Genomic DNA, 20,466 nt, shown 5'->3' with positions numbered 1-20,466 from the left:
GAGCTGTCATGTCTTTCAGTTGTCCCCTTTGCCACGCGCCGCTGACGCGCGCGGAGAAAACGTTTATCTGTCCACAGGGACATCAGTTTGACCGGGCGAAAGAGGGCTATGTAAATCTTCTGCCGGTACAACACAAGCGCTCCCGGGACCCGGGTGACAGCGCGGAGATGATGCAGGCGCGCCGGGCGTTTCTCGATGCCGGGCACTATCAACCGCTCAGGGATGCCGTTGTCGCCTTACTCCGTCAATATCTGACAGAAGGCGCATCCGCCATGCTGGATATCGGCTGCGGCGAAGGTTACTACACCGCCACGTTTGCTGACGTGGCGGCTGAGAAGGGTGCCGAAACTTTCGGGCTGGACGTGTCGAAAGTGGCTATCCGTGCGGCAGCCAAACGCTACTCAGCGGTAACGTTCTGCGTGGCCTCCAGCCACCGCCTGCCGTTTGAGGAAGCGAGTATGGACGCCGTGGTGCGTATCTATGCGCCGTGCAAGGCAGAGGAGCTGGCGCGCGTCGTTAAGCCTGGCGGCTGGGTTATCACCGTCACGCCAGGGCCGCGTCATCTGCTGGAGCTAAAAGGGCTGATCTATGATGAAGTTCACCTGCATGCGCCGCACTCTGAACAGCTGGCGGGCTTTGCGTTAAAGCAGGCGCAGTCGGTAGCGTATGAAATGACGTTGCAGGGAAGTGAAGCAGTGGCGTTACTGCAAATGACGCCGTTTGCGTGGCGGGCAAAACCAGAGGTGTGGGAAACGCTGGCAGCGCAGACAGAATTTCGCTGCCAGACGGATTTCAGCATCCATTGCTGGCAGCGCGAAGGTTAACCCGCGAAGTGTGCCCAAAGGATTTGGGCACCAATCCCGATCAACACGATACCGCCCAGAATTTCGGCTCGTTTGCCTAACAGCGGGCCAATGAACCGACCCACCATCATCCCCAGCGTTGACATGATCAGCGTGGCGCAGCCAATCGCCAGCGCGGTGGCGATAATATTGACCTGCAAAAACGCCAGACCGACACCCACGGCCATTGCATCCAGGCTGGTTGCGATGGCGGTTGTCACCAGAAGCCAGAAGCCGTGGCGTTGCAGCGGCGCATCATCTTCATCGCCGTTACCACGAAAGCCTTCAATCACCATGCGTCCGCCGAGGAACACCAGCAGCACGAAAGCAATCCAGTGATTCCACTCCAGCACGAACTGGCTGGCGAGCATCCCCAGACCCCAGCCGATAAGCGGCGTCAGCGTTTCGATAGCACCAAAGATGAGACCGGTACGCAGGGCGTCGGAAAATTTAGGTTTATGGAGGGTGGCACCTTTACCAATAGAGGCGGCAAATGCGTCCATGGACATGCCAAAAGCCAGAAGGATCGTAGCGGAGATATTCATAAGAGCGTCCAGACCGGGGATATCCATATGACACATCACTGCCCCCAGTAAACAGCAGTTGATGTATCTATGGTCTCGCCTGATCGCTTTTGGCACAGTCAGTGTGCTGAAAACGATCCGTACGCGCCACGTTTTTCAACGAGTATGTTGACACGTACATTTCCCGCAGGCAGGAAATCGGCTACTCCCCAACGACGGGCGCAACCTTAACATATTTTGAGAATATAAAACAACAACGAAGATGGCTTTATATAGCCACTATATTGATAACGATTTTCATTTAGATTTATGCGTGAAAATATCGTTAACAAATATAAGGCAATTAACAGAGGAGATATAGCACCGGCTATATTGCTGGTTTAAGAATAATGCAATATATAGCCGATGCTATAATATTAACTCATTGAGTTTTAACGAGTAATTTGTAGATCTTTTCCAGGTCATCAATATTTTTGACCCGGATGAGCAGGCGGCGTTGTTCTAATTGCATCACCAGAACCCCGTCTTCGGATAAATTCATCTCTTTAATACGGTTATATTCTATCCAGACATTGGCGAAGAAGAATCCGTGTTTTTTAAAAATGAGTTTTGGCGAGCGGATCCAGAACAGGTAAATCGCCATTAATGCCAGCGCACATAATAACCATGTGGTTAATATTGCGCCGTGGCTGGTCACATTATTGTAAATCAGGATGACTACCAGACCGGCGAAGATAAACGCATCAATGCGTCCACGGCGTAAGAGGGGAAGGGTCAGCAGCGTCTCGCCGTGGCGGCGAGGCATAATGAACTCGTCATAGATCGCGTAAGCCAGAAGGGCAACAATAAATAAAACCAGTACGGTGTCCGTGACAGTCATTCATCCTCCAGATAAAAAGACCGGGGGCAAGCCCCCGGTCGGTAACGCATTTTATTACAGACCCAGCAGGCCGACGGCGTAGCCCGCGATACCGATGACGAAGAAGCCAACGATGATCCACAGCGGGTTCACTTTCTTACGCAGCAGCCACATACAGGCGAAGGTTAACAGCAGCGGTACCAGGCCCGGCATCAGCTGGTCCAGAATCGTCTGCACGGTGGTAACGCGCGTCTGACCATCCTGACCAGTGATCGTCGATACCACCAGCGGGATGTTCACGTGCGTCCACTTGTTAACCAGCGCCCCCATTACAAACAGGCCGAGGATTGACGCCCCCTCAGTCAGTTTTTGCAGGAAGCCGCCGCCCATATCCTTAACGATATCCACCCCTTTACGATAACCGTACGCCACGCCGTAGTAACGGGTCAGCAGACGCACCGCGTTGAACAGGATGAAGAACAGCAGAGGACCGAGCAGGCTGCCGCTCATGGCGATCCCGGCGCCCAGCGCCGCAAAGACCGGCCGCACGGTACCCCAGAAGATCGGGTCGCCCACGCCTGCCAGCGGCCCCATCAGACCAACTTTGATACCGTTGATGGCACCATCGTCGATTTCAGCCCCGTTCGCACGCTGCTCTTCCATTGCCAGCGTCACGCCCAGAACAGGCGCCGCAACATAAGGATGGGTGTTGAAGAATTCCAGGTGACGCTTAATTGCCTGACGGCGTGCTTCGTTGTTTTCCGGATACAGGCGTTTGATGGCCGGCACCATGGAGAAGCAGAAGCCGAGCGCCTGCATACGTTCGAAGTTCCATGAACCCTGAAACAGGTTAGAACGGATGAACACGCCACGAATATCACCCGGAGTGAGTTTTTTCTCAGTGGTAGTTTTTGTCATATCAACCATTTCGCTCACCTGTTAGTCCAGTTCGTTATCGAGATCGTTGCTACCAGCAGCCTGCGCAGGGGCACCCGCGACACGGTTGTATTTCGGGCTGAGCTGGATATAAAGAATCGCCATCACCGCACCAATCACACCCAGCGCAACCAGGTTGAAGTTGGTGAACGCAGCGGTAACGAAGCCGAGGTAGAAGAATGGCATCAGGTAGCCCGCGCGCATCATGTTGATGACCATCGCATAACCGACCACCACGATCATACCCCCGGCGATATTCAGACCGCTGGTAACCACTTCAGGGATCGCATTCAGCATGCCCTGAACTTCGCTGGTACCGACAGAAATCGCCACGATAACCGCAGGGATTGCGATACGCATTGCTTGCAGGAACAGGGAAGAAACGTGGATCCAGGAGAGCGCGGTGAGGTTGCCGTTTTCGGCCGCCTTATCCGCCGCGTGCTGGAAGGCAACGGTAATAGTACGGACGATAATGGTCAGCACCTGACCCGCTGCGGCCAGCGGGATGGCCAGCGCGATACCGGCACCAATACTCTGATGACCAGCGATAACCAGAACGGTTGAAATAATGGACGCCAGCGCGGCATCTGGCGCAACTGCCGCACCGATGTTCATCCAGCCGAGGGCGATCATTTCCAAAGTACCACCGATGATGATACCGGTTTTCATGTCACCGAGAACGGCGCCAATCAACGTACAGGCCACCAGAGGGCGGTGGAACTGAAATTCATCAAGTACGGACTCCATACCCGCAATACATGCGACGATGAACACCAGCACAATCTGAAGAGTAGTAATCTCCATTGCACTTCTCCTATTACATAAGCTCTATATGAAAAACCGGCCCGGGCTTATTTCCCCACTTTGCCGATCAAATCCATCATTTTCAGTTTCTGGTCCGTGGAAACCTTACGGGCTTCCAGTTCGATACCGCGTGCATTCAGTTTGTTGAAGGCCTCGATATCTTTCGCATCCACTGAAATCGCGTTGTTGACCTGCGTTTTGCCCTGACGGAATGCCATACCGCCAATGTTAACGGAGGTGATTTTCACGCCGCCTTCAACAATGCGTTCGACGTCTGTCGGGTTGGTGAAGAGAAGCATCACGCGCTCACCCGCATATTTCGGGTTGTTGTAAACGCGGATCATTTTGGCGACATCCACGACGTGCGCGGTGACGCCCGGCGGTGCAACCTGGGTAAGAAGGGTTTTACGGACAGTGTCGGCGGCCACTTCGTCACTGACCACGATGATGCGTTGTACGTTGGTCTCTTTGGTCCAGCGTGTTGCCACCTGGCCGTGGATCAGACGGTCATCAATACGCGCAAGGCCGATAACCATGTAATCGTTCGGACCCATTGGCTTCGCCGGTGCTGCCGCCCTTGGTGCAGCAGGGGCAGGGGCCGGTTTTTCAACCGGCTGCGCTTTCAGCGCCTTCACGCCTTCGCGACCGGTTTCCACCGCCAGTGCCACCAGTTCATCAAAACCTGGGTTGTCGTCACGCGCCATGAAGGTTTCCACCAACATCGGGATATTCACCCCGGCGACGACTTCATAATGCTCTTTATCGACGACAATGCGGCTGGCAGCGTTGAACGGGCTGCCGCCCCATGTATCCACGAGAAACAGCACGCCTTTGCTGGTATCCAGCTTCTCAAGCTGAGCAGTGTATTTTTCAATCAGCGTCTCGGCATTTTCACCGGGAACGAAATCGATCCAGCCGACGTTTTCCTGCTCGCCCAACAGCATTTCTGCCGTTTTGAGTAACTGCTCCGCAGCCCAACCATGTGTGCCTATGACAATAGCAATGGTCACTTGCTACCTCCTTTTATTATCATGTATACGTCTGCCAGGCAGGCGTACTGAGAATCGTATTGGCGAACCGAATCGATTCAGATAAGGGTTAGAGTTCAAAAAACTAAGACTTCCGCGAATTATTTTAGATAGTGAAAAAATAATTTATGTGATGAAGATCCGTAATTTAGCTACGCCTTACAGATTTTTCTTTAAGTTAATCCGCGTGTGTTACAGAAGTTTGCAAAGGAACGTAAATCTTTGCTAAAAACCAATTGTCTCTGATATGTTTAGCGTCCGTTTAATTATTCAGGAGTATAGGGCTACAGCCCACTATATGGACCGTCACCGACGTCAGTCATCTTCCAGGCCATTCCGCGCCTTATTCATCGGCGATCTTCGCCACGCATCGACTCTCATTCCCTTTGAAATGCCCGAAATTAGCGGGGCACCGTTTTGTCATTCCTTTAGCAGGAGCGTGTCATGGAATTCTTAATGGACCCGTCAATCTGGGTAGGCTTGCTTACGCTGGTCGTGCTGGAGATCGTTCTCGGTATTGATAACCTGGTGTTTATCGCCATCCTCGCGGATAAGCTGCCGCCGAAACAGCGTGATAAAGCCCGTCTGATCGGCCTCTCGCTGGCGCTGATCATGCGTCTGGGCTTGCTGTCTGTGATCTCGTGGATGGTTACCCTGACGAAGCCGCTGTTCACCGTCATGGATTTCACCTTCTCCGGCCGCGATTTAATCATGCTGGTGGGGGGACTGTTCCTGCTGTTCAAAGCCACAACAGAGCTGCATGAACGGCTGGAGAACCGGCAGCACGATGATGGTCACGGTAAGGGTTACGCCAGCTTCTGGGTGGTTGTTCTCCAGATTGTGGTGCTTGATGCGGTCTTCTCTCTGGATGCGGTGATTACGGCAGTCGGCATGGTGAACCATCTGCCGGTGATGATGGCGGCGGTGGTGATTGCGATGGCGGTAATGCTGCTGGCGTCAAAACCGCTGACGCGTTTCGTCAACCAGCATCCGACGGTCGTTGTGCTGTGTCTGAGCTTCCTGCTGATGATTGGTCTGAGCCTGGTGGCAGAAGGGTTTGGCTTCCATATTCCGAAAGGCTACCTGTACGCCGCGATTGGCTTCTCGATTCTGATCGAGCTGTTTAACCAGATTGCGCGCCGTAACTTTATTAAGCAGCAGTCGAATCAGCCGCTGCGAGCCCGTACCGCAGATGCGATTCTGCGACTGATGGGCGGACGTCGTCAGGTCAACGTGCAGGCTGATAACGAGAACCGTAACCCGGTTCCGGTGCCGGAAGGCGCGTTTGTGGAAGAAGAACGCTACATGATCAACGGCGTGCTTTCGCTGGCTTCCCGCTCCCTGCGCGGCATTATGACGCCGCGCGGTGAGATCAGCTGGGTGGACGCCAACCTGAGCGTCGACGAAATTCGTCAGCAGCTGCTCTCCTCGCCACACAGCCTGTTCCCGGTCTGCCGGGGTGAGCTGGATGAGATTATCGGTGTGGTACGCGCGAAAGAGATGCTGGTGGCGCTGGAAGAGGGCGTTAACGTCGAGGCCGTAGCGGCCGCGTCGCCCGCCATCGTGGTACCGGAGACGCTGGATCCGATCAACCTGCTGGGCGTATTGCGTCGTGCCCGCGGGAGCTTTGTTATCGTCACCAATGAATTTGGTGTGGTACAGGGCCTGGTGACGCCGCTGGACGTGCTGGAAGCCATTGCCGGTGAATTCCCTGATGCGGATGAAACCCCGGAAATCGTTGCCGACGGTGACGGCTGGCTGGTGAAAGGCACCACCGACCTGCACGCGCTCTCGCACACGCTGGGCGTCGAAAACGTGGTCAATGATGATGAAGACATTGCCACCGTCGCGGGGCTGGTGATTGCCGTTAACGGGCAGATCCCGCGTATTGGTGATGTGCTGGAGCTGCCGCCGCTGCAAATTACCATCGTCGAAGCCAACGACTATCGCGTTGATATGGTGCGTATTGTTAAAGAGCACTCTGCACACGACGAAGAAGAGTAACGCTATCTAGCGTAACGGCAGTAAGGGCACGATGTGTCCGTTGTGACGGGCTGGCGGAGAGTGACTTTCCGCCAGCCATTTCGGAAACTCGCGCAGCGGCATTGGCCGCGCATACAAGTACCCCTGCAAAATATGTACGCTGTGACGGCGCAGGTAGCGTGACTGCTCCTCGGTTTCCACCCCTTCCGCAACCAGTTCAATATTCAGCCGCTGACCCAGCGCAATAATAATATCCGTTACCGTTGAGTTCACGGCGTCGGTGCCGATCGCGGTGGTGAAGGATTTATCAATTTTCAGCACATCCGGATGCAGTTTTTCTAGCCATGAAAGTGAGCTGTTGCCGGTACCAAAATCATCAATCGCAAGTTTCACCCCTTTGCGGTGCAGCTCCCGCACTATGCGGTAATCCACATCCAGCAACGCATCGCGTTCGGTTAACTCCACGATCAACTGTTGAACAGGGCTGGCGTTAAACCAGATGCGGTTGAGATCCTGGATCAGCGCAGCGCGGCGAAAATGGCTGGCGGCCACGTTAATGCCGATATGGAAATCGCGCGAGGCCGGGAAATAGCCTATCTGCCGCACCGTTTCGCTGATGACGTAGCGGGTAAGCGGAACAATCAGGTTATGTTCTTCGGCCAGAGGGATAAAGACATCGGGCGAAATCCATCCCTGACGCGGGTTGTTCCAGCGCAGGAGGATCTCGACGCCGACGCATTCCCGGGTGCGGGCATTCACCAGCGGCTGGCAGAAGAGCTCAAACTCCCTGGCCGCAATTCCCATATTGATTTCCCAGGTGAAACTGATGCGCCGCGCGGTGGCGAGCCAGGCGATATAGCCCATCAGTAAGCTGAGCATTAACGCCAGCGGCAACTGGGTGGGCAGATTCTTTAACGCCATTTCGCCAGGCCCGGGGCCGCTCACCGTGACGCTGAAAGGGTAATGCTGTGACGATTGTTCCAGCAGGGAGGCGTTTTCATCGAAGGTCGGCGTAGTCGTCACCTGTTGCCCGTCGCGGAGGAAGTTATCTCCTACTCTCAGGACAACGTCGGTGATCTGCGGCCGCTGCGGCTCGAGAATCATTTTAGTGATGAGATCGATATTCACCACCTCCATCACCCCGTCGTTGCCGTCGCTCGCGAGGGGAGACCACTGAATCAGTACCGGGCTGCCTTTTACCAGCCACCGATCGGTCAGCAGCAACAGCCTGGATTCACTGACCGGCAGCTCCGGCACAAACTCACTGACGGGCACATTACGGCTGCCAAAGACGCTTGAGCAATACAGTATTCCGTCTTGAATGAGGGCGATGGAGCGTACGGTCTGGAGGATCGCCGCCTGTTTTCGCAGGATCAGATTTGCTTCGGAACAGGGTATGCCAACCAGTGAAAGTAGCGTTTCCCGCTGGGCCTCTAACGAAAGAAGCACCTTATCAAGCGCACGCACGGTGTGGTGGGTAAAGTCGTGGATCCGATCCTGATTTATGTTGCGCTGTGAAATAAAGCGAATACCCAGCGTCAGGACGAGCGTAACGAGCGCAACCGTGACACAGACGATAACGCGTTTTCGGCGATAGTCTTTAATGATCGTTTGTGCAGTTTGCATGAACGGTCGCCTGTTAAGCACCGGCCGGAAAAGCCAGACGCAACAGTGACAGTGTAGTGGGGAATACGTGAAGCGACGAGACGAGAGGGGAAAATTCGCCCATCCGTTGCAGATGGGCGAAAGGAAGGCTTAGTCGCACTGCACCTTAATGGCCAGACCGCCGCGCGAGGTCTCACGGTACTTCGCGTTCATGTCCTTGCCGGTTTCGTACATAGTTTCAATAACCTTATCCAGCGACACGCGTGGCTCGCTGGTACGGCGCATCGCCATACGTGAGGCGTTGATCGCTTTGACGGAGGCGATGGCGTTACGCTCAATGCACGGCACCTGCACCTGGCCGGCAACCGGGTCACAGGTCAGACCGAGGTTGTGCTCCATACCGATTTCCGCCGCCACGCACACCTGCTCAGGGCTGGCGCCCAGCAGTTCCGCCAGACCCGCTGCTGCCATAGAGCAGGCCACGCCCACTTCACCCTGACAGCCTACTTCGGCACCAGAGATGGACGCATTCATTTTGTACAGCGCGCCGATAGCACCTGCCGCGAGGAAATAGCGGATATAGATGTCCGGCGTCACGGGCTCAATAAAGTGATCGTAATAGGCCAGCACCGCCGGAACGATACCGCACGCGCCGTTGGTTGGCGCCGTCACGACGCGACCACCCGCTGCGTTCTCTTCGTTAACCGCGAGGGCAAACATGTTCACCCAGTCGACCACGTTCATTGGGTCATTGGAGAACTTGTCGGTAGTGACCAGCATGCGGCGCAGAGCAGAGGCACGACGCGGCACGCGCAGTGGCCCAGGCAGAACACCCTCGGTGTTCATCCCGCGGTCAATACAGGCGCGCATGGTTTGCCACACGTTAGCAAAATAGTCTTCGATCTCTTTCTTGCTGTGCAGCGCCAGTTCGTTCTGCATCACCATGCCTGACAGGGACAGACCGGTCTCTTTGCAGTAGCCCAGCATCTCGGTGGCCGATTTAAACGGATAGGGCACATTGACGTCGCCCGCGCTCTCTTTACCAAAGTGTTCTTCGTCAACGATAAAGCCGCCGCCGATGGAGTAGTAAGTTTTGCTGTAGATCTCTTTTTCGCCACTCCAGGCGTGGATGGTCATGCCGTTTTCATGCAGCGGCAGGTTGTCGCTACGAAAACGCATCCCGTCATCCTGCGGGAAGTCCACTTCGTGCTGGCCGTTAGCCAGCAGCAAACGACCGCGCGTTTCCACGTCGCGGATAAATGCCGGAATGGCATCAATATCAACTGTGTCCGGCATATTGCCCGCCAGACCCATAATAATGGCGATATCGGTGTGGTGGCCTTTACCCGTTAATGACAGTGAACCGTAAACGTCTACGGCGACACGGGTAACGCTTTCCAGTAATCCTTTTTCGACCAGATCATCGACGAACTGTTTACCGGCCTTCATCGGCCCTACAGTGTGGGAAGAAGATGGACCAATCCCCACTTTGAACATGTCGAATATACTAATCACTTTCACACTCCTGACAGGGTTACTGGGGTTCCAGTAACGATGTTATAACTGCGCATAGTGTAAGAGGGAACACCAACCACGGCTTAACTATTCACATGAATTAAACTAATGGTTAACGATGGTTTTGCTAATAGCGCGACGCCGATCGCAAACCTGCCAGAAAAGGGTGGAATGTAAAGTATAGTCAAGGCTTCAGGCCGATTTGCAGGGCCAGCTCACGAATGATGCCTGCCGTCATGCCCCAGACAAAATAATGCTGATACCACGACAGCCAGACCCGATGATCGTGTCCGCGGCGGTGAATATCCAGCGGGTGATAGCGACCCAGACGAAGGGCCTCTTCCAGCGGCATTTCGAATACCGCTGAAACTTCATCGACGCTGGCGTGATACTGAAGATCGGGCGGAATAATGCCGACGACCGGCGTGACCTGAAAACCGGTTACGCTGTCTACTGGCGGCAGCACGCCGATCACCTCGACCGTCTCCGGGGGGATCGCCACTTCCTCATGCGCTTCGCGCAGCGCGGCGGCAATCAGGGATGCATCGGTGCTGTCCACCGCGCCGCCCGGGAACGCAACCTGACCGGCGTGTTTTCGCATATGCGGTGAGCGCTGGGTAAGCAACAGACCCGGCTGCTCACGACGCACGACCGGGATCAGCACCGCCGCCTGACGTTGATTCAGCGTGGCGCGGTTAACCTGGGGCCGCAGAAGCTGAAAGCGCGACAGAAAATCATCCAGCGTCAGGTTGTCTTTCTTCACCGTGAGTTCTCCAGTTGTTTCAGGATACGATTCACTTTATCAAAGGTTTCCTGATATTCCGCCTCCGCCTGGCTGTCGGCCACAATGCCACCGCCTGCGGAACAGTACAGGTTACCGTCGCAGGCCGTCAGGGTGCGAATAGTGATGCTGGTATCCATGGTGCCGCAGAGGCTCACATAGCCGATGCTGCCGCACCAGGCGTTGCGCCGATGCGGTTCCAGTTCGTCGATGATCTCCATCGCCCGGACCTTCGGCGCGCCGGTGATGGAGCCGCCCGGAAACGCGGCGCGGAGCAGATCGCAGGCGGTTCGTGAGGCTGGCAGGCGTGCGGTGATGGTGCTGACCAGATGATGCACCGCCGGGAATGGCTCCACGACGAACAGCTCCGGCACGCGCACGCTGCCCGGCTCGGCGACGCGGCCAATATCATTGCGCATCAGATCGACAATCATCAGGTTTTCAGCGCGATCTTTCGGCGAAGCTGCCAGCGTCTTCGCCTGCTGGCGGTCGGCGTCGGGGTTGGCAAGGCGCGGCAGGGTGCCCTTTATCGGGCGGGTCTGAATCATACCGTCAGCCAGGTGAATAAAACGCTCAGGCGAAAGGCTGAGGATGGCGCCGTGTTCAAGGCGTAAAAATGCGCTGAACGGGGCCTTATTGCTGGCATTGAGGCGGGTAAAAGCCTGCCATTCGTCTCCCTCGTACGCCGCCTGGAAACGCTGGGCAAGGTTGACCTGATAACAGTCGCCGCTGTGAAGATACGCCTGCACGCGGGAGAATTTTTCCGCGTATTCCTCCGCGCTCATGTTCGAGCGCCAGCCGGAGGTCAGCATAAAGCGTTCCGGGGCAGCGGGCCGTTGCGCCTCAAGCCAGGCCAGACGCGCCTGCACGTCCCGGTGGCTCAGCAGGGAAACCGTCTGCTTACGGTGATCCACGATCAGCGCCCAGTCATACAGCCCCACCGCCATATCCGGCAGGGAAATATCCGCCTGCGCATGCTCGGGCAGCGTTTCGAAACGGCGACCCAGATCGTAACCAAACAGGCCCAGCGCGCCCCCCTGGAAAGGCAGATCCGGATCCGGTGTGGCAGATAAGCCCAGAGCCTGGATCTCGTTCTGAAGCCGCATCAGCGGATCGTCCGTTGGCGACAGCGCATCGGTCGTCAGCGTTTTAACCGGGTCGGCCACCAGAATATCAAAGCGGCTGTAGGGGTGATTCGCATGGCCGGAGTGCAGCAGCATGGCAAAAGGAAGGTGGCTCAGACGGGCAAACCAGAACTCGGCGGCGTCTGCACGCCAGGGCAAGGTCATAACAGTGGGGAAGCGCATGTTCATGTATGGCATACTACCGGGCAGCGTGAAATAATTAGCGCGAATAATTTAGCAGGAGTTAACGATGTTTGCAGGTTTACCTTCTCTCAGCCATGACCAACAGCAGAAAGCCGTTGAACGTATTCAGGAGCTGATGTCCCAGGGGATGAGCAGCGGACAGGCAATTTCCCAGGTCGCGGAAGAACTTCGCGCCACCCATACCGGCGAGCGGATCGTGGCGCGCTTTGAGGATGAAGATGAAGAATAACCGGCTTACACTGCCGCGATAATCTTGATCTCAACCTTATATTCCGGTTTCATCAGCGTGGCCTGTACGGTGCAGCGTACAGGCGCGTGACCCGCCACGACCCACGCATCCCAGGCTTTATTCATCGCCGCAAAATCGTCTTTATTCGCCAGAAAAATCGTCGCATCCAGAATGCGGGATTTATCGCTGCCCTGTTTTTCCAGTACGGCGTCGATCTGCGCCAGGGTGTTCGCGGTCTGTTCGAAGGCGTCGGCGTCCAGGTTGGCAGGGACGCCGGTGTAGTACAGCGTCTGGTTGTGAATAACCACATCAGACCAGCGGGCTTCGGCATCAATGCGCGTAATTGTCATAAACGTATCCTCGTTATCTTTCGTCGTCAGGCGGCAAGACTGCCATAATGTTCCGCCGTCGTCACTATTTGGGGTGGCACCGGAGAGAAGGGGCTGACATAATCCCTGTGCAAAAATACAGTGAGAGAACACCGTGGCAGACGATTTTTCCCCAGAAGGTCAGTTAGCACAGGCTATTCCCGGCTTTAAACCGCGCGAACCCCAACGTCAGATGGCGCATGCTGTCGCGCACGCTATCGACAAGGCGCAGCCGCTGGTCGTGGAGGCCGGTACCGGTACGGGGAAAACCTACGCTTACCTCGCTCCTGCGCTGCGGGCGAAAAAGAAGGTGATCATCTCTACGGGATCAAAAGCGCTCCAGGATCAGCTCTACAGCCGCGACTTACCCACGGTGGCGAAAGCGCTGAAATATAAAGGGCGTCTGGCCTTGCTGAAAGGGCGTTCTAACTACCTGTGTCTGGAGCGTCTTGAACAGCAGGCGCTGGCGGGCGGCGACCTGCCGGTACAAACCCTGAGCGATGTGATCGTCCTGCGCGCCTGGGCCAACCAGACGGAGGAGGGGGACATCAGCACCTGCGCGAGCGTGCCGGAAGACTCCCCAGCCTGGCCGCTGGTGACCAGCACCAATGACAACTGCCTCGGCAGCGACTGCCCGCTGTATAAAGACTGTTTTGTGGTGAAAGCGCGTAAAACCGCGATGGACGCCGACGTGGTGGTGGTGAACCATCACCTGTTTCTTGCGGATATGGTGGTCAAGGACAGTGGTTTCGGCGAGCTGATCCCGGAGGCGGAGGTGATGATCTTCGATGAAGCCCATCAGCTACCGGACATCGCCAGCCAGTATTTTGGTCAGTCGCTCTCCAGCCGTCAGCTTCAGGATCTGTCGAAAGATATTACCATTGCCTATCGCACCGAACTCAAAGATACCCAGCAGTTGCAGAAGTGCGCGGACCGCCTGGCGCAATGCGCACAGGATTTCCGCTTACAGCTTGGCGAGCCGGGCTATCGCGGCAACCTGCGCGAACTGCTCGCAGACAAAAATATCCAGCGCGCGCTGCTGCTGCTCGATGATGCCCTTGAACTCTGTTACGACGTGGCGAAGCTGTCCCTCGGACGTTCAGCGCTGCTGGACGCCGCTTTCGAGCGCGCCACGCTCTACCGTGGGCGGCTGAAGCGGCTGAAAGAGATCAACCAGCCGGGCTATAGCTACTGGTACGAATGTACCTCGCGCCACTTCACCCTGGCGCTCACGCCGCTGACCGTTGCTGATAAATTCAAAGAGGTGATGGCGCAAAAGCCCGGCACCTGGGTCTTTACCTCGGCCACGCTGTCGGTCAATGACGATCTGCACCACTTTACCGAGCGCCTCGGCATTGAGCAGGCGGAATCCCTGCTTCTGCCGAGCCCGTTCGACTATGAGAAACAGGCGCTGCTGTGCGTGCCGCGCAATCTGCCGCTGCCTAACCAGCCGGGCGCGGCGCGCCATCTGGCGGCCATGCTGAAGCCGATGATTGAGGCCAACAACGGGCGCTGCTTTATGCTCTGCACCTCACACGCCATGATGCGCGATCTGGCCGAGCAGTTCCGCGCCACCATGACGCTACCGGTGCTGTTGCAGGGGGAAACCAGCAAAGGCCAGCTGCTCCAGCAGTTTGTCAGCGCCGGTAATGCCCTGCTGGTGGCGACCAGCAGCTTCTGGGAAGGGGTGGACGTGCGCGGCGATACGCTCTCGCTGGTGATTATCGATAAGCTGCCGTTCACATCGCCGGACGATCCGCTCCTGAAAGCGCGCATGGAGGATTGCCGTCTGCGCGGGGGCGATCCGTTCGACGACGTCCAGCTGCCGGACGCGGTCATCACGCTTAAACAGGGGGTAGGGCGACTGATCCGCGACGTCACCGACCGCGGGGTGCTGGTGATCTGCGACAACCGCCTGGTGATGCGTCCCTACGGCGCCACCTTCCTCGCCAGCCTGCCGCCCGCGCCGCGCACGCGGGATATTAAACGCGCGGTCCGCTTCCTGGCGAACCCGACGGCGGAGTAATTCTTCCCGGAGTGTGTTAAGATGCGCGCCATTTTGTGACTGACCATTGCGAGAGCGCGACGACTGATGCGAATTCTGGCTATTGATACCGCGACAGAGGCCTGTTCCGTTGCCCTGTGGAACGACGGTACGACTTTTGCTCATTTCGAAGAGTGCCCACGGGAACACACCCAACGTATTCTGCCCCTGGTAAAAACCATTTTAACCGAGGGCAACACCGCCCTGACTGACCTCGACGCGCTGGCCTACGGCCGTGGTCCGGGCAGCTTTACGGGCGTACGTATCGGGATTGGCATTGCGCAGGGGCTGGCGCTGGGCGCTGACCTGCCGATGATCGGCGTCTCAACGCTTGCGACCATGGCTCAGGGCGCCTGGCGCATGACCGGCGCCACCCGCGTGCTGGCTGCGATTGATGCCCGCATGGGGGAAGTCTACTGGGCGGAGTACACCCGTGACGAAAACGGCGTCTGGCACGGCGAAGAGACGGAAGCGGTGCTTAAACCTGAAGCCGTCACCGGGCGCCTGAAGCAGCTCTCCGGTGAGTGGGCGACGGTCGGAACCGGCTGGCCGGCATGGCCTGAGATGGCGAAGGACACCGGCCTTACGCTGGTGGACGGTAACATGCTCCTGCCCGCCGCAGAAGATATGCTGCCGATTGCCTGTCAGCTGCTTGCCGCAGGAAAAACCGTGGCGGTTGAACATGCTGAACCGGTTTATTTACGAAACACCGTCGCGTGGAAGAAACTTCCTGGCCGCGAGTGAATCTCAGTAACAGGAACTGAGAAAAAGGAGTCGCATCATGGCGGTTCAGACTAAAGTTGTACGCTTTCTTATGGCAGGCGCGGTTGCCATAGCACTGAGCGGGTGCGTCACCGTTCCTGATGCGATCAAGGGCACCAGCCCGACGCCACAGCAGGATCTGGTACGCGTGATGAATGCCCCGGAGTTGTATGTCGGGCAGGAAGCGCGGTTTGGCGGCAAGGTGGTTGAAGTGTTAAACCAGCAGGGGAAAACCCGGCTGGAGATTGCCACTGTCCCGCTGGACGACGGCGCGCGGCCTGTTCTGGGTGAAGCCTCGCGCGGGCGGATCTACGCTGACGTCAGCGGCTTCCTCGATCCGGTAGATTTCCGCGGGCAGCTGGTAACCGTCGTCGGGCCGATTACCGGTTCGGTGGCGGGGAAAATCGGCAATACGCCATACAAATTTATGACCATGCAGGTGAACGGCTACAAACGCTGGCGTATCGCCCAGCAGGTGGTGATGCCGCCACAGCCAATCGATCCGTGGATGTGGGGACCGCATCCGTATCGTTACGGCTACGGTGGCTGGGGTTGGTACAATCCAGGCCCTGCACAGGTTCAAACAATCGTAACTGAGTAACTTACTGTTATTGTTAGGAAAGAGACAGCGGCTCAGCCGCTGTCTCTGTTTTTTTACGGATAAAACGAAAAAAAAGAGTGACGCGCTTCGCAACCTGCAATCTGAACAATTAATAAACTGGTACGCTGAGTTAATATAATGTTAACAAACTGTTTATTATCGGGGCTGTGATGACGACGAACACTCATTTCAGAGGTGATGCATTGAAAAAGGTTTGGCTTAACCGTTATCCCGCGGATGTCCCTGCGGAGATCAATCCTGACCGTTATCAATCCCTGATTGAATTATTTGAACACTCGGTACGGCGTTACGCTGACCAGCCTGCATTTGTGAATATGGGCGAAGTGATGACCTTCCGTAAGCTGGAAGAGCGCAGCCGGGCGTTTGCAGCCTATTTACAGGAAGGGTTGGGCTTGCAGAAAGGGGATCGCGTCGCGCTGATGATGCCAAACCTGCTGCAATACCCGGTGGCGCTGTTCGGGATCCTCAGGGCAGGGATGATCGTGGTTAACGTTAACCCGCTCTATACCCCGCGCGAGCTGGAACATCAGTTGAATGACAGCGGCGCGGCGGCGATTGTGATTGTCTCCAACTTTGCCCACACGCTGGAAAAAGTCGTTGAAAGAACCCAGGTTAAACACGTCATCCTGACGCGCATGGGCGACCAGCTCTCTACCGCGAAAGGTACGCTGGTCAACTTTGTCGTTAAATACGTTAAGCGGCTGGTGCCGAAATACCACCTGCCGGATGCCATCTCTTTCCGCCGCGCCCTGCATGCGGGCTACCGGATGCAGTACGTGAAGCCGGAGATCGTGTCCGAGGATCTGGCATTTCTGCAATACACGGGCGGTACCACCGGCGTGGCGAAAGGGGCGATGCTGACCCACCGAAATATGCTGGCGAACCTTGAGCAGGTTAATGCCACCTACGGGCCGCTGCTGCACCCGGGCAAGGAGCTGGTGATCACCGCGCTTCCGCTGTATCACATTTTTGCGCTGACCATGAACTGCCTGCTGTTTATTGAGCTTGGCGGTCAAAACGTATTGATCACCAACCCGCGCGACATTCCGGGGCTGGTCAAAGAGCTGGCGAAATACCCGTTCACCGCCATGACTGGCGTGAACACCCTGTTTAACGCGCTGCTTAACAATAAAGAGTTCCAGCAGCTCGATTTCTCCACGCTGCACCTCTCTGCGGGTGGCGGGATGCCAGTTCAGCAGGCGGTTGCCGAGCGCTGGGTGAAACTCACCGGGCAATATCTGCTGGAAGGCTATGGCCTGACGGAGTGCGCCCCGCTGGTCAGCGTTAACCCGCATGATATCGACTATCACAGCGGCAGTATCGGTCTGCCGGTCCCGTCGACGGAAGCAAAACTGGTGGATGATGAGGATAACGAAGTGCCTCACGGTGAGCCAGGAGAGCTGTGCGTCAGAGGGCCGCAGGTGATGCTGGGCTACTGGCAACGTCCGGATGCCACGGATGAGATCATCAAAGACGGCTGGCTGCACACGGGCGACATCGCGGTGATGGATGACGAAGGCTTCCTGCGCATCGTCGATCGCAAGAAAGATATGATCCTGGTGTCAGGGTTCAACGTCTATCCGAACGAAATCGAAGACGTGGTGATGCAGCACAGCGGCGTGCTGGAAGTGGCGGCGGTGGGCGTTCCTTCCGGCAGCAGCGGTGAAGCGGTGAAGATATTTGTGGTCAAGAAAGATCCTTCTCTTACCGAGGATGCGCTGATAACGTTTTGTCGCCGTCAGCTGACGGGCTATAAAGTGCCGAAGCTGGTGGAATTCCGGGATGAGCTGCCGAAATCCAACGTCGGGAAGATATTACGACGAGAATTACGTGACGAAGCCCGTGCCAAAGTGGACAATAAGGCCTGAGCTTCACGTTAATCGCCCAGACGCCGGTTAAGCCGGCGTTTTTTATGGGCGCAAACAAAAGAGAGTCCGATTTGAATTACCAGATGATCACTACCAACGACGAGCTGGCTTCGCTGTGCGAGGTGACGCGTGAATTTCCCGCTATCGCCCTGGATACGGAATTTGTCCGCACCCGAACGTACTATCCGCAGCTGGGTCTGATTCAGATGTATGACGGCAAACACGTGTCGTTGATTGACCCCCTCGGCATTACCGACTGGGCGCCAATGCGCGAGCTGTTGCTGGATACCGCCGTGACCAAATATCTGCACGCGGGCAGTGAAGATCTGGAAGTCTTTCTCAACACCTTTGGCATCATGCCGCAGCCGCTGATTGATACCCAGATCCTCGCGGCGTTCAGCGGTCGTCCGCTCTCCTGGGGCTTCGCCGCGATGGTGGAAGAGTACACCGGTCTGACGCTGGATAAGAGCGAATCGCGTACCGACTGGCTCGCGCGTCCGCTGACGGCGCGTCAGCTTGAATACGCCGCGGCAGACGTCTTTTACCTGCTACCGATTGCCGGCCAGCTCATGAAAGAGGCTGAGGCGTCCGGTTGGCTGTCTGCCGCACTGGACGAGTGCCGCATGACGCAGCAGCGTCGTCAGGAAGTGGTTGATCCGAAAGAAGCCTGGCGTGACATCACCAACGCCTGGCAGCTGCGCACCCGCCAGCTGGCCTGTCTGCAACTGCTGGCTGACTGGCGTCTGCGTAAAGCGCGTGAGCGCGATCTGGCGGTTAACTTCGTGGTGCGTGAAGAACACCTGTGGGCGGTGGCGCGCTATATGCCGGGCAGCCTTGGTGAACTGGACAGCATTGGCCTTTCCGGAAGTGAGATCCGTTTCCACGGTAAAACGCTGCTCGCGCTGGTAGAGAAAGCTCAGCAGCTGCCAGAGGACGCACTGCCAGAACCGCTGCTTAACCTGATGGATATGCCGGGCTACCGCAAGGCGTTCAAAGATATCAAAGCGCTGGTGCAGACGGTGGCGGGGGAAAGCAAACTGAGTGCCGAACTGCTGGCTTCACGTCGTCAGATTAACCAGCTGCTGAACTGGCACTGGAAGTTGAAACCGCAAAATGGTTTACCGGAACTGGTCGCCGGATGGCGGGGGGAACTGATGGCCGAACGCCTGAATACCCTGCTGGAAGGGTATCCGCGCTAAAGAATTGTAGCCCCGGTAAGCGCAGCGCCACCGGGGAAATTGCCGGGCGGCGCGATGCTTACCCGGCCTACAAAACCACAAACGGATTAACGCGACTCTTCCGCTTCCGGAAGCGTCACGTTCAGCTCCAGAATCGAAATATCCCCGTCTTTTTGCTCCAGCTGAACGGTGACCATTTCCGGGTCAATCTGCACGTATTTGCAGATCACTTCCAGAATGTCTTTGCGCAGCTGCGGCAGGTAGTGCGGTTCGGCGTCGCTACGACGACGTTCCGCCACAATGATTTGCAGACGTTCTTTTGCGATGTTGGCGGTGCTTTTTTTCCGCGAGAGAAAAAAGTCCAGTAATGCCATAACTTATCCTCCGAACAGGCGTTTGAGGAAACCTTTCTTCTCTTCTTCAATGAAGCGGAAAGGACGTTCTTCTCCCAGCAGACGGTCAACGGTATCCGCATACGCTTTACCTGCGTCTGCCTGTGTATCCAGGATCACGGGCTCGCCCTGGTTAGAGGCGCGCAACACGGACTGATCTTCCGGGATCACGCCAACCAGTTTGATGCGCAGGATCTCCAGCACGTCTTCCATGCTCAGCATGTCACCTTTGTTCACCCGGCCCGGGTTGTAGCGGGTCAGCAGCAGGTGCTCTTTGATTGGCTCCTGGCCATTTTCCGCGCGACGGGATTTCGAGGCCAGAATGCCGAGAATACGGTCGGAGTCACGTACTGACGAGACTTCCGGGTTGGTGGTGATGATGGCTTCATCCGCGAAGTAGAGCGCCATCAAAGCCCCGGTTTCGATACCGGCCGGGGAGTCGCAGACCACGAAGTCGAACTCCATCTTTTTCAGATCGTCGAGCACCTTTTCCACGCCTTCGCGGGTCAGGGCGTCTTTATCACGGGTCTGGGACGCCGGAAGAATGTAGAGGTTCTCGGTACGCTTATCTTTAATCAGCGCCTGGTTAAGGGTGGCATCGCCCTGAATGACGTTCACGAAGTCATACACCACGCGACGCTCGCAACCCATGATCAGGTCCAGGTTACGCAGACCGATATCGAAGTCGATTACGACGGTTTTCTTTCCCTTCTGGGCCAAACCAGTAGCGATGGCCGCGCTGGAGGTGGTCTTGCCAACGCCTCCTTTACCCGAAGTCACAACAATAATGCGTGCCAT

21 protein-coding genes and 1 riboswitch are annotated in these 20,466 nt (G+C 56.5%); of the genes, 9 read left to right on the top strand and 12 right to left on the bottom strand.

All coding sequences use genetic code 11. The annotated features are described in order from the left end of the window. The first annotated feature begins 8 nt into the window (after positions 1–8). Complete coding sequence (gene rlmA / locus ACOTY5_RS08350; protein ID WP_015570301.1) at positions 9–824, top strand: 23S rRNA (guanine(745)-N(1))-methyltransferase; 816 nt, start codon at positions 9–11, stop codon at positions 822–824. Here the strand turns inward: rlmA and mntP are convergent. The 5 genes from mntP to manX all read right to left on the bottom strand — a co-directional run bounded on the left by mntP (position 821) and on the right by manX (position 4,975). Then, positions 821–1,387, bottom strand: coding sequence for a manganese efflux pump MntP (mntP, locus tag ACOTY5_RS08345; RefSeq protein ID WP_023296797.1), 567 nt, complete (start codon positions 1,385–1,387; stop codon positions 821–823). The genes rlmA and mntP overlap by 4 nt on opposite strands. Before the next feature lies 1 nt (position 1,388). Continuing rightward, positions 1,389–1,589: riboswitch (yybP-ykoY riboswitch) on the bottom strand. A 198-nt stretch (positions 1,590–1,787) separates the two neighbouring features. Then, positions 1,788–2,246 carry a DUF986 family protein gene (locus ACOTY5_RS08340; protein WP_015570303.1) on the bottom strand — a complete coding sequence of 153 codons (459 nt, stop codon included), beginning with the start codon at positions 2,244–2,246 and terminating at the stop codon, positions 1,788–1,790. Positions 2,247–2,300: 54 nt separating this feature from the next. After that, entirely contained in the window at positions 2,301–3,152 is an 852-nt protein-coding gene (locus tag ACOTY5_RS08335) for a PTS mannose transporter subunit IID (protein ID WP_006810994.1), read from the bottom strand. 12 nt (positions 3,153–3,164) lie between these two features. Continuing rightward, on the bottom strand, positions 3,165–3,965 hold the full coding sequence (gene manY, locus ACOTY5_RS08330) for a PTS mannose transporter subunit IIC (RefSeq protein WP_032653954.1): 801 nt from the start codon (positions 3,963–3,965) through the stop codon (positions 3,165–3,167). A 47-nt stretch (positions 3,966–4,012) separates the two neighbouring features. Further along, entirely contained in the window at positions 4,013–4,975 is a 963-nt protein-coding gene (manX, locus tag ACOTY5_RS08325) for a PTS mannose transporter subunit IIAB (protein ID WP_017384327.1), read from the bottom strand. A gap of 265 nt (positions 4,976–5,240) precedes the next feature. On the opposite strand from manX, the gene ACOTY5_RS08320 reads away from it, so the two are divergent. Both ACOTY5_RS08320 and yoaE read left to right on the top strand, forming a co-directional pair. Further along, positions 5,241–5,450 carry a protein YoaL gene (locus tag ACOTY5_RS08320; RefSeq protein ID WP_077579975.1) on the top strand — a complete coding sequence of 70 codons (210 nt, stop codon included), beginning with the start codon at positions 5,241–5,243 and terminating at the stop codon, positions 5,448–5,450. Then, entirely contained in the window at positions 5,438–6,997 is a 1,560-nt protein-coding gene (yoaE, locus tag ACOTY5_RS08315; RefSeq protein ID WP_006810992.1) for a CNNM family cation transport protein YoaE, read from the top strand. Before ACOTY5_RS08320 ends, yoaE begins: the two co-directional genes overlap by 13 nt. A gap of 6 nt (positions 6,998–7,003) precedes the next feature. Here yoaE and ACOTY5_RS08310 read toward each other — a convergent pair whose 3' ends face one another. The 4 genes from ACOTY5_RS08310 to pabB all read right to left on the bottom strand — a co-directional run bounded on the left by ACOTY5_RS08310 (position 7,004) and on the right by pabB (position 12,190). Continuing rightward, a complete protein-coding gene (locus ACOTY5_RS08310) occupies positions 7,004–8,602 on the bottom strand; it encodes an EAL domain-containing protein (RefSeq protein WP_015570305.1) in 1,599 nt (532 codons plus the stop codon). 129 nt (positions 8,603–8,731) lie between these two features. Continuing rightward, positions 8,732–10,096: an L-serine ammonia-lyase gene (gene sdaA, locus ACOTY5_RS08305; RefSeq protein WP_003859920.1), complete on the bottom strand. Its 1,365-nt coding sequence runs from the start codon at positions 10,094–10,096 to the stop codon at positions 8,732–8,734. Positions 10,097–10,280: 184 nt separating this feature from the next. Beyond that, entirely contained in the window at positions 10,281–10,859 is a 579-nt protein-coding gene (locus ACOTY5_RS08300; protein WP_032671651.1) for a CoA pyrophosphatase, read from the bottom strand. Continuing rightward, positions 10,856–12,190 carry an aminodeoxychorismate synthase component 1 gene (gene pabB / locus ACOTY5_RS08295; protein ID WP_045142103.1) on the bottom strand — a complete coding sequence of 445 codons (1,335 nt, stop codon included), beginning with the start codon at positions 12,188–12,190 and terminating at the stop codon, positions 10,856–10,858. Before pabB ends, ACOTY5_RS08300 begins: the two co-directional genes overlap by 4 nt. Positions 12,191–12,251: 61 nt before the next feature. Between pabB and ACOTY5_RS08290 the strand changes: the two genes are divergently transcribed. Then, positions 12,252–12,434, top strand: a complete 183-nt coding sequence (locus ACOTY5_RS08290) for a YoaH family protein (RefSeq protein ID WP_003859925.1) — start codon at positions 12,252–12,254, stop codon at positions 12,432–12,434. A gap of 5 nt (positions 12,435–12,439) precedes the next feature. Here ACOTY5_RS08290 and ACOTY5_RS08285 read toward each other — a convergent pair whose 3' ends face one another. Further along, positions 12,440–12,784: a RidA family protein gene (locus ACOTY5_RS08285; RefSeq protein WP_003859927.1), complete on the bottom strand. Its 345-nt coding sequence runs from the start codon at positions 12,782–12,784 to the stop codon at positions 12,440–12,442. 133 nt (positions 12,785–12,917) lie between these two features. Between ACOTY5_RS08285 and ACOTY5_RS08280 the strand changes: the two genes are divergently transcribed. The 5 genes from ACOTY5_RS08280 (at position 12,918) to rnd (ending at position 19,297) form a co-directional block, all read left to right on the top strand. Next, positions 12,918–14,828 (top strand): ATP-dependent DNA helicase, encoded by a 1,911-nt coding sequence (locus ACOTY5_RS08280; protein WP_045142102.1) that lies wholly within the window; start codon positions 12,918–12,920, stop codon positions 14,826–14,828. 66 nt (positions 14,829–14,894) lie between these two features. Then, complete coding sequence (gene tsaB / locus ACOTY5_RS08275; RefSeq protein ID WP_015570308.1) at positions 14,895–15,590, top strand: tRNA (adenosine(37)-N6)-threonylcarbamoyltransferase complex dimerization subunit type 1 TsaB; 696 nt, start codon at positions 14,895–14,897, stop codon at positions 15,588–15,590. Positions 15,591–15,627: 37 nt separating this feature from the next. After that, positions 15,628–16,209 carry a Slp family lipoprotein gene (locus ACOTY5_RS08270; protein WP_015570309.1) on the top strand — a complete coding sequence of 194 codons (582 nt, stop codon included), beginning with the start codon at positions 15,628–15,630 and terminating at the stop codon, positions 16,207–16,209. Positions 16,210–16,412: 203 nt separating this feature from the next. Then, on the top strand, positions 16,413–18,098 hold the full coding sequence (gene fadD, locus ACOTY5_RS08265) for a long-chain-fatty-acid--CoA ligase FadD (protein WP_017693264.1): 1,686 nt from the start codon (positions 16,413–16,415) through the stop codon (positions 18,096–18,098). A gap of 83 nt (positions 18,099–18,181) precedes the next feature. After that, positions 18,182–19,297: a ribonuclease D gene (gene rnd / locus ACOTY5_RS08260; RefSeq protein WP_122959317.1), complete on the top strand. Its 1,116-nt coding sequence runs from the start codon at positions 18,182–18,184 to the stop codon at positions 19,295–19,297. Positions 19,298–19,383: 86 nt separating this feature from the next. Here the strand turns inward: rnd and minE are convergent, their stop codons facing one another. Together minE and minD are read right to left on the bottom strand one after the other, a co-directional pair. Continuing rightward, positions 19,384–19,650: a cell division topological specificity factor MinE gene (gene minE, locus ACOTY5_RS08255; RefSeq protein WP_003859937.1), complete on the bottom strand. Its 267-nt coding sequence runs from the start codon at positions 19,648–19,650 to the stop codon at positions 19,384–19,386. A gap of 3 nt (positions 19,651–19,653) precedes the next feature. After that, complete coding sequence (gene minD, locus ACOTY5_RS08250; RefSeq protein WP_003859938.1) at positions 19,654–20,466, bottom strand: septum site-determining protein MinD; 813 nt, start codon at positions 20,464–20,466, stop codon at positions 19,654–19,656.

It is taken from the genome of Enterobacter cloacae complex sp. SHL018, assembly GCF_049237905.1.
In the GTDB taxonomy this organism is placed as follows: domain Bacteria; phylum Pseudomonadota; class Gammaproteobacteria; order Enterobacterales; family Enterobacteriaceae; genus Enterobacter; species Enterobacter hormaechei_C.
Note: the sequence above shows the minus strand (reverse complement) of the source record. Positions and strands in the feature narration are given on the sequence as shown.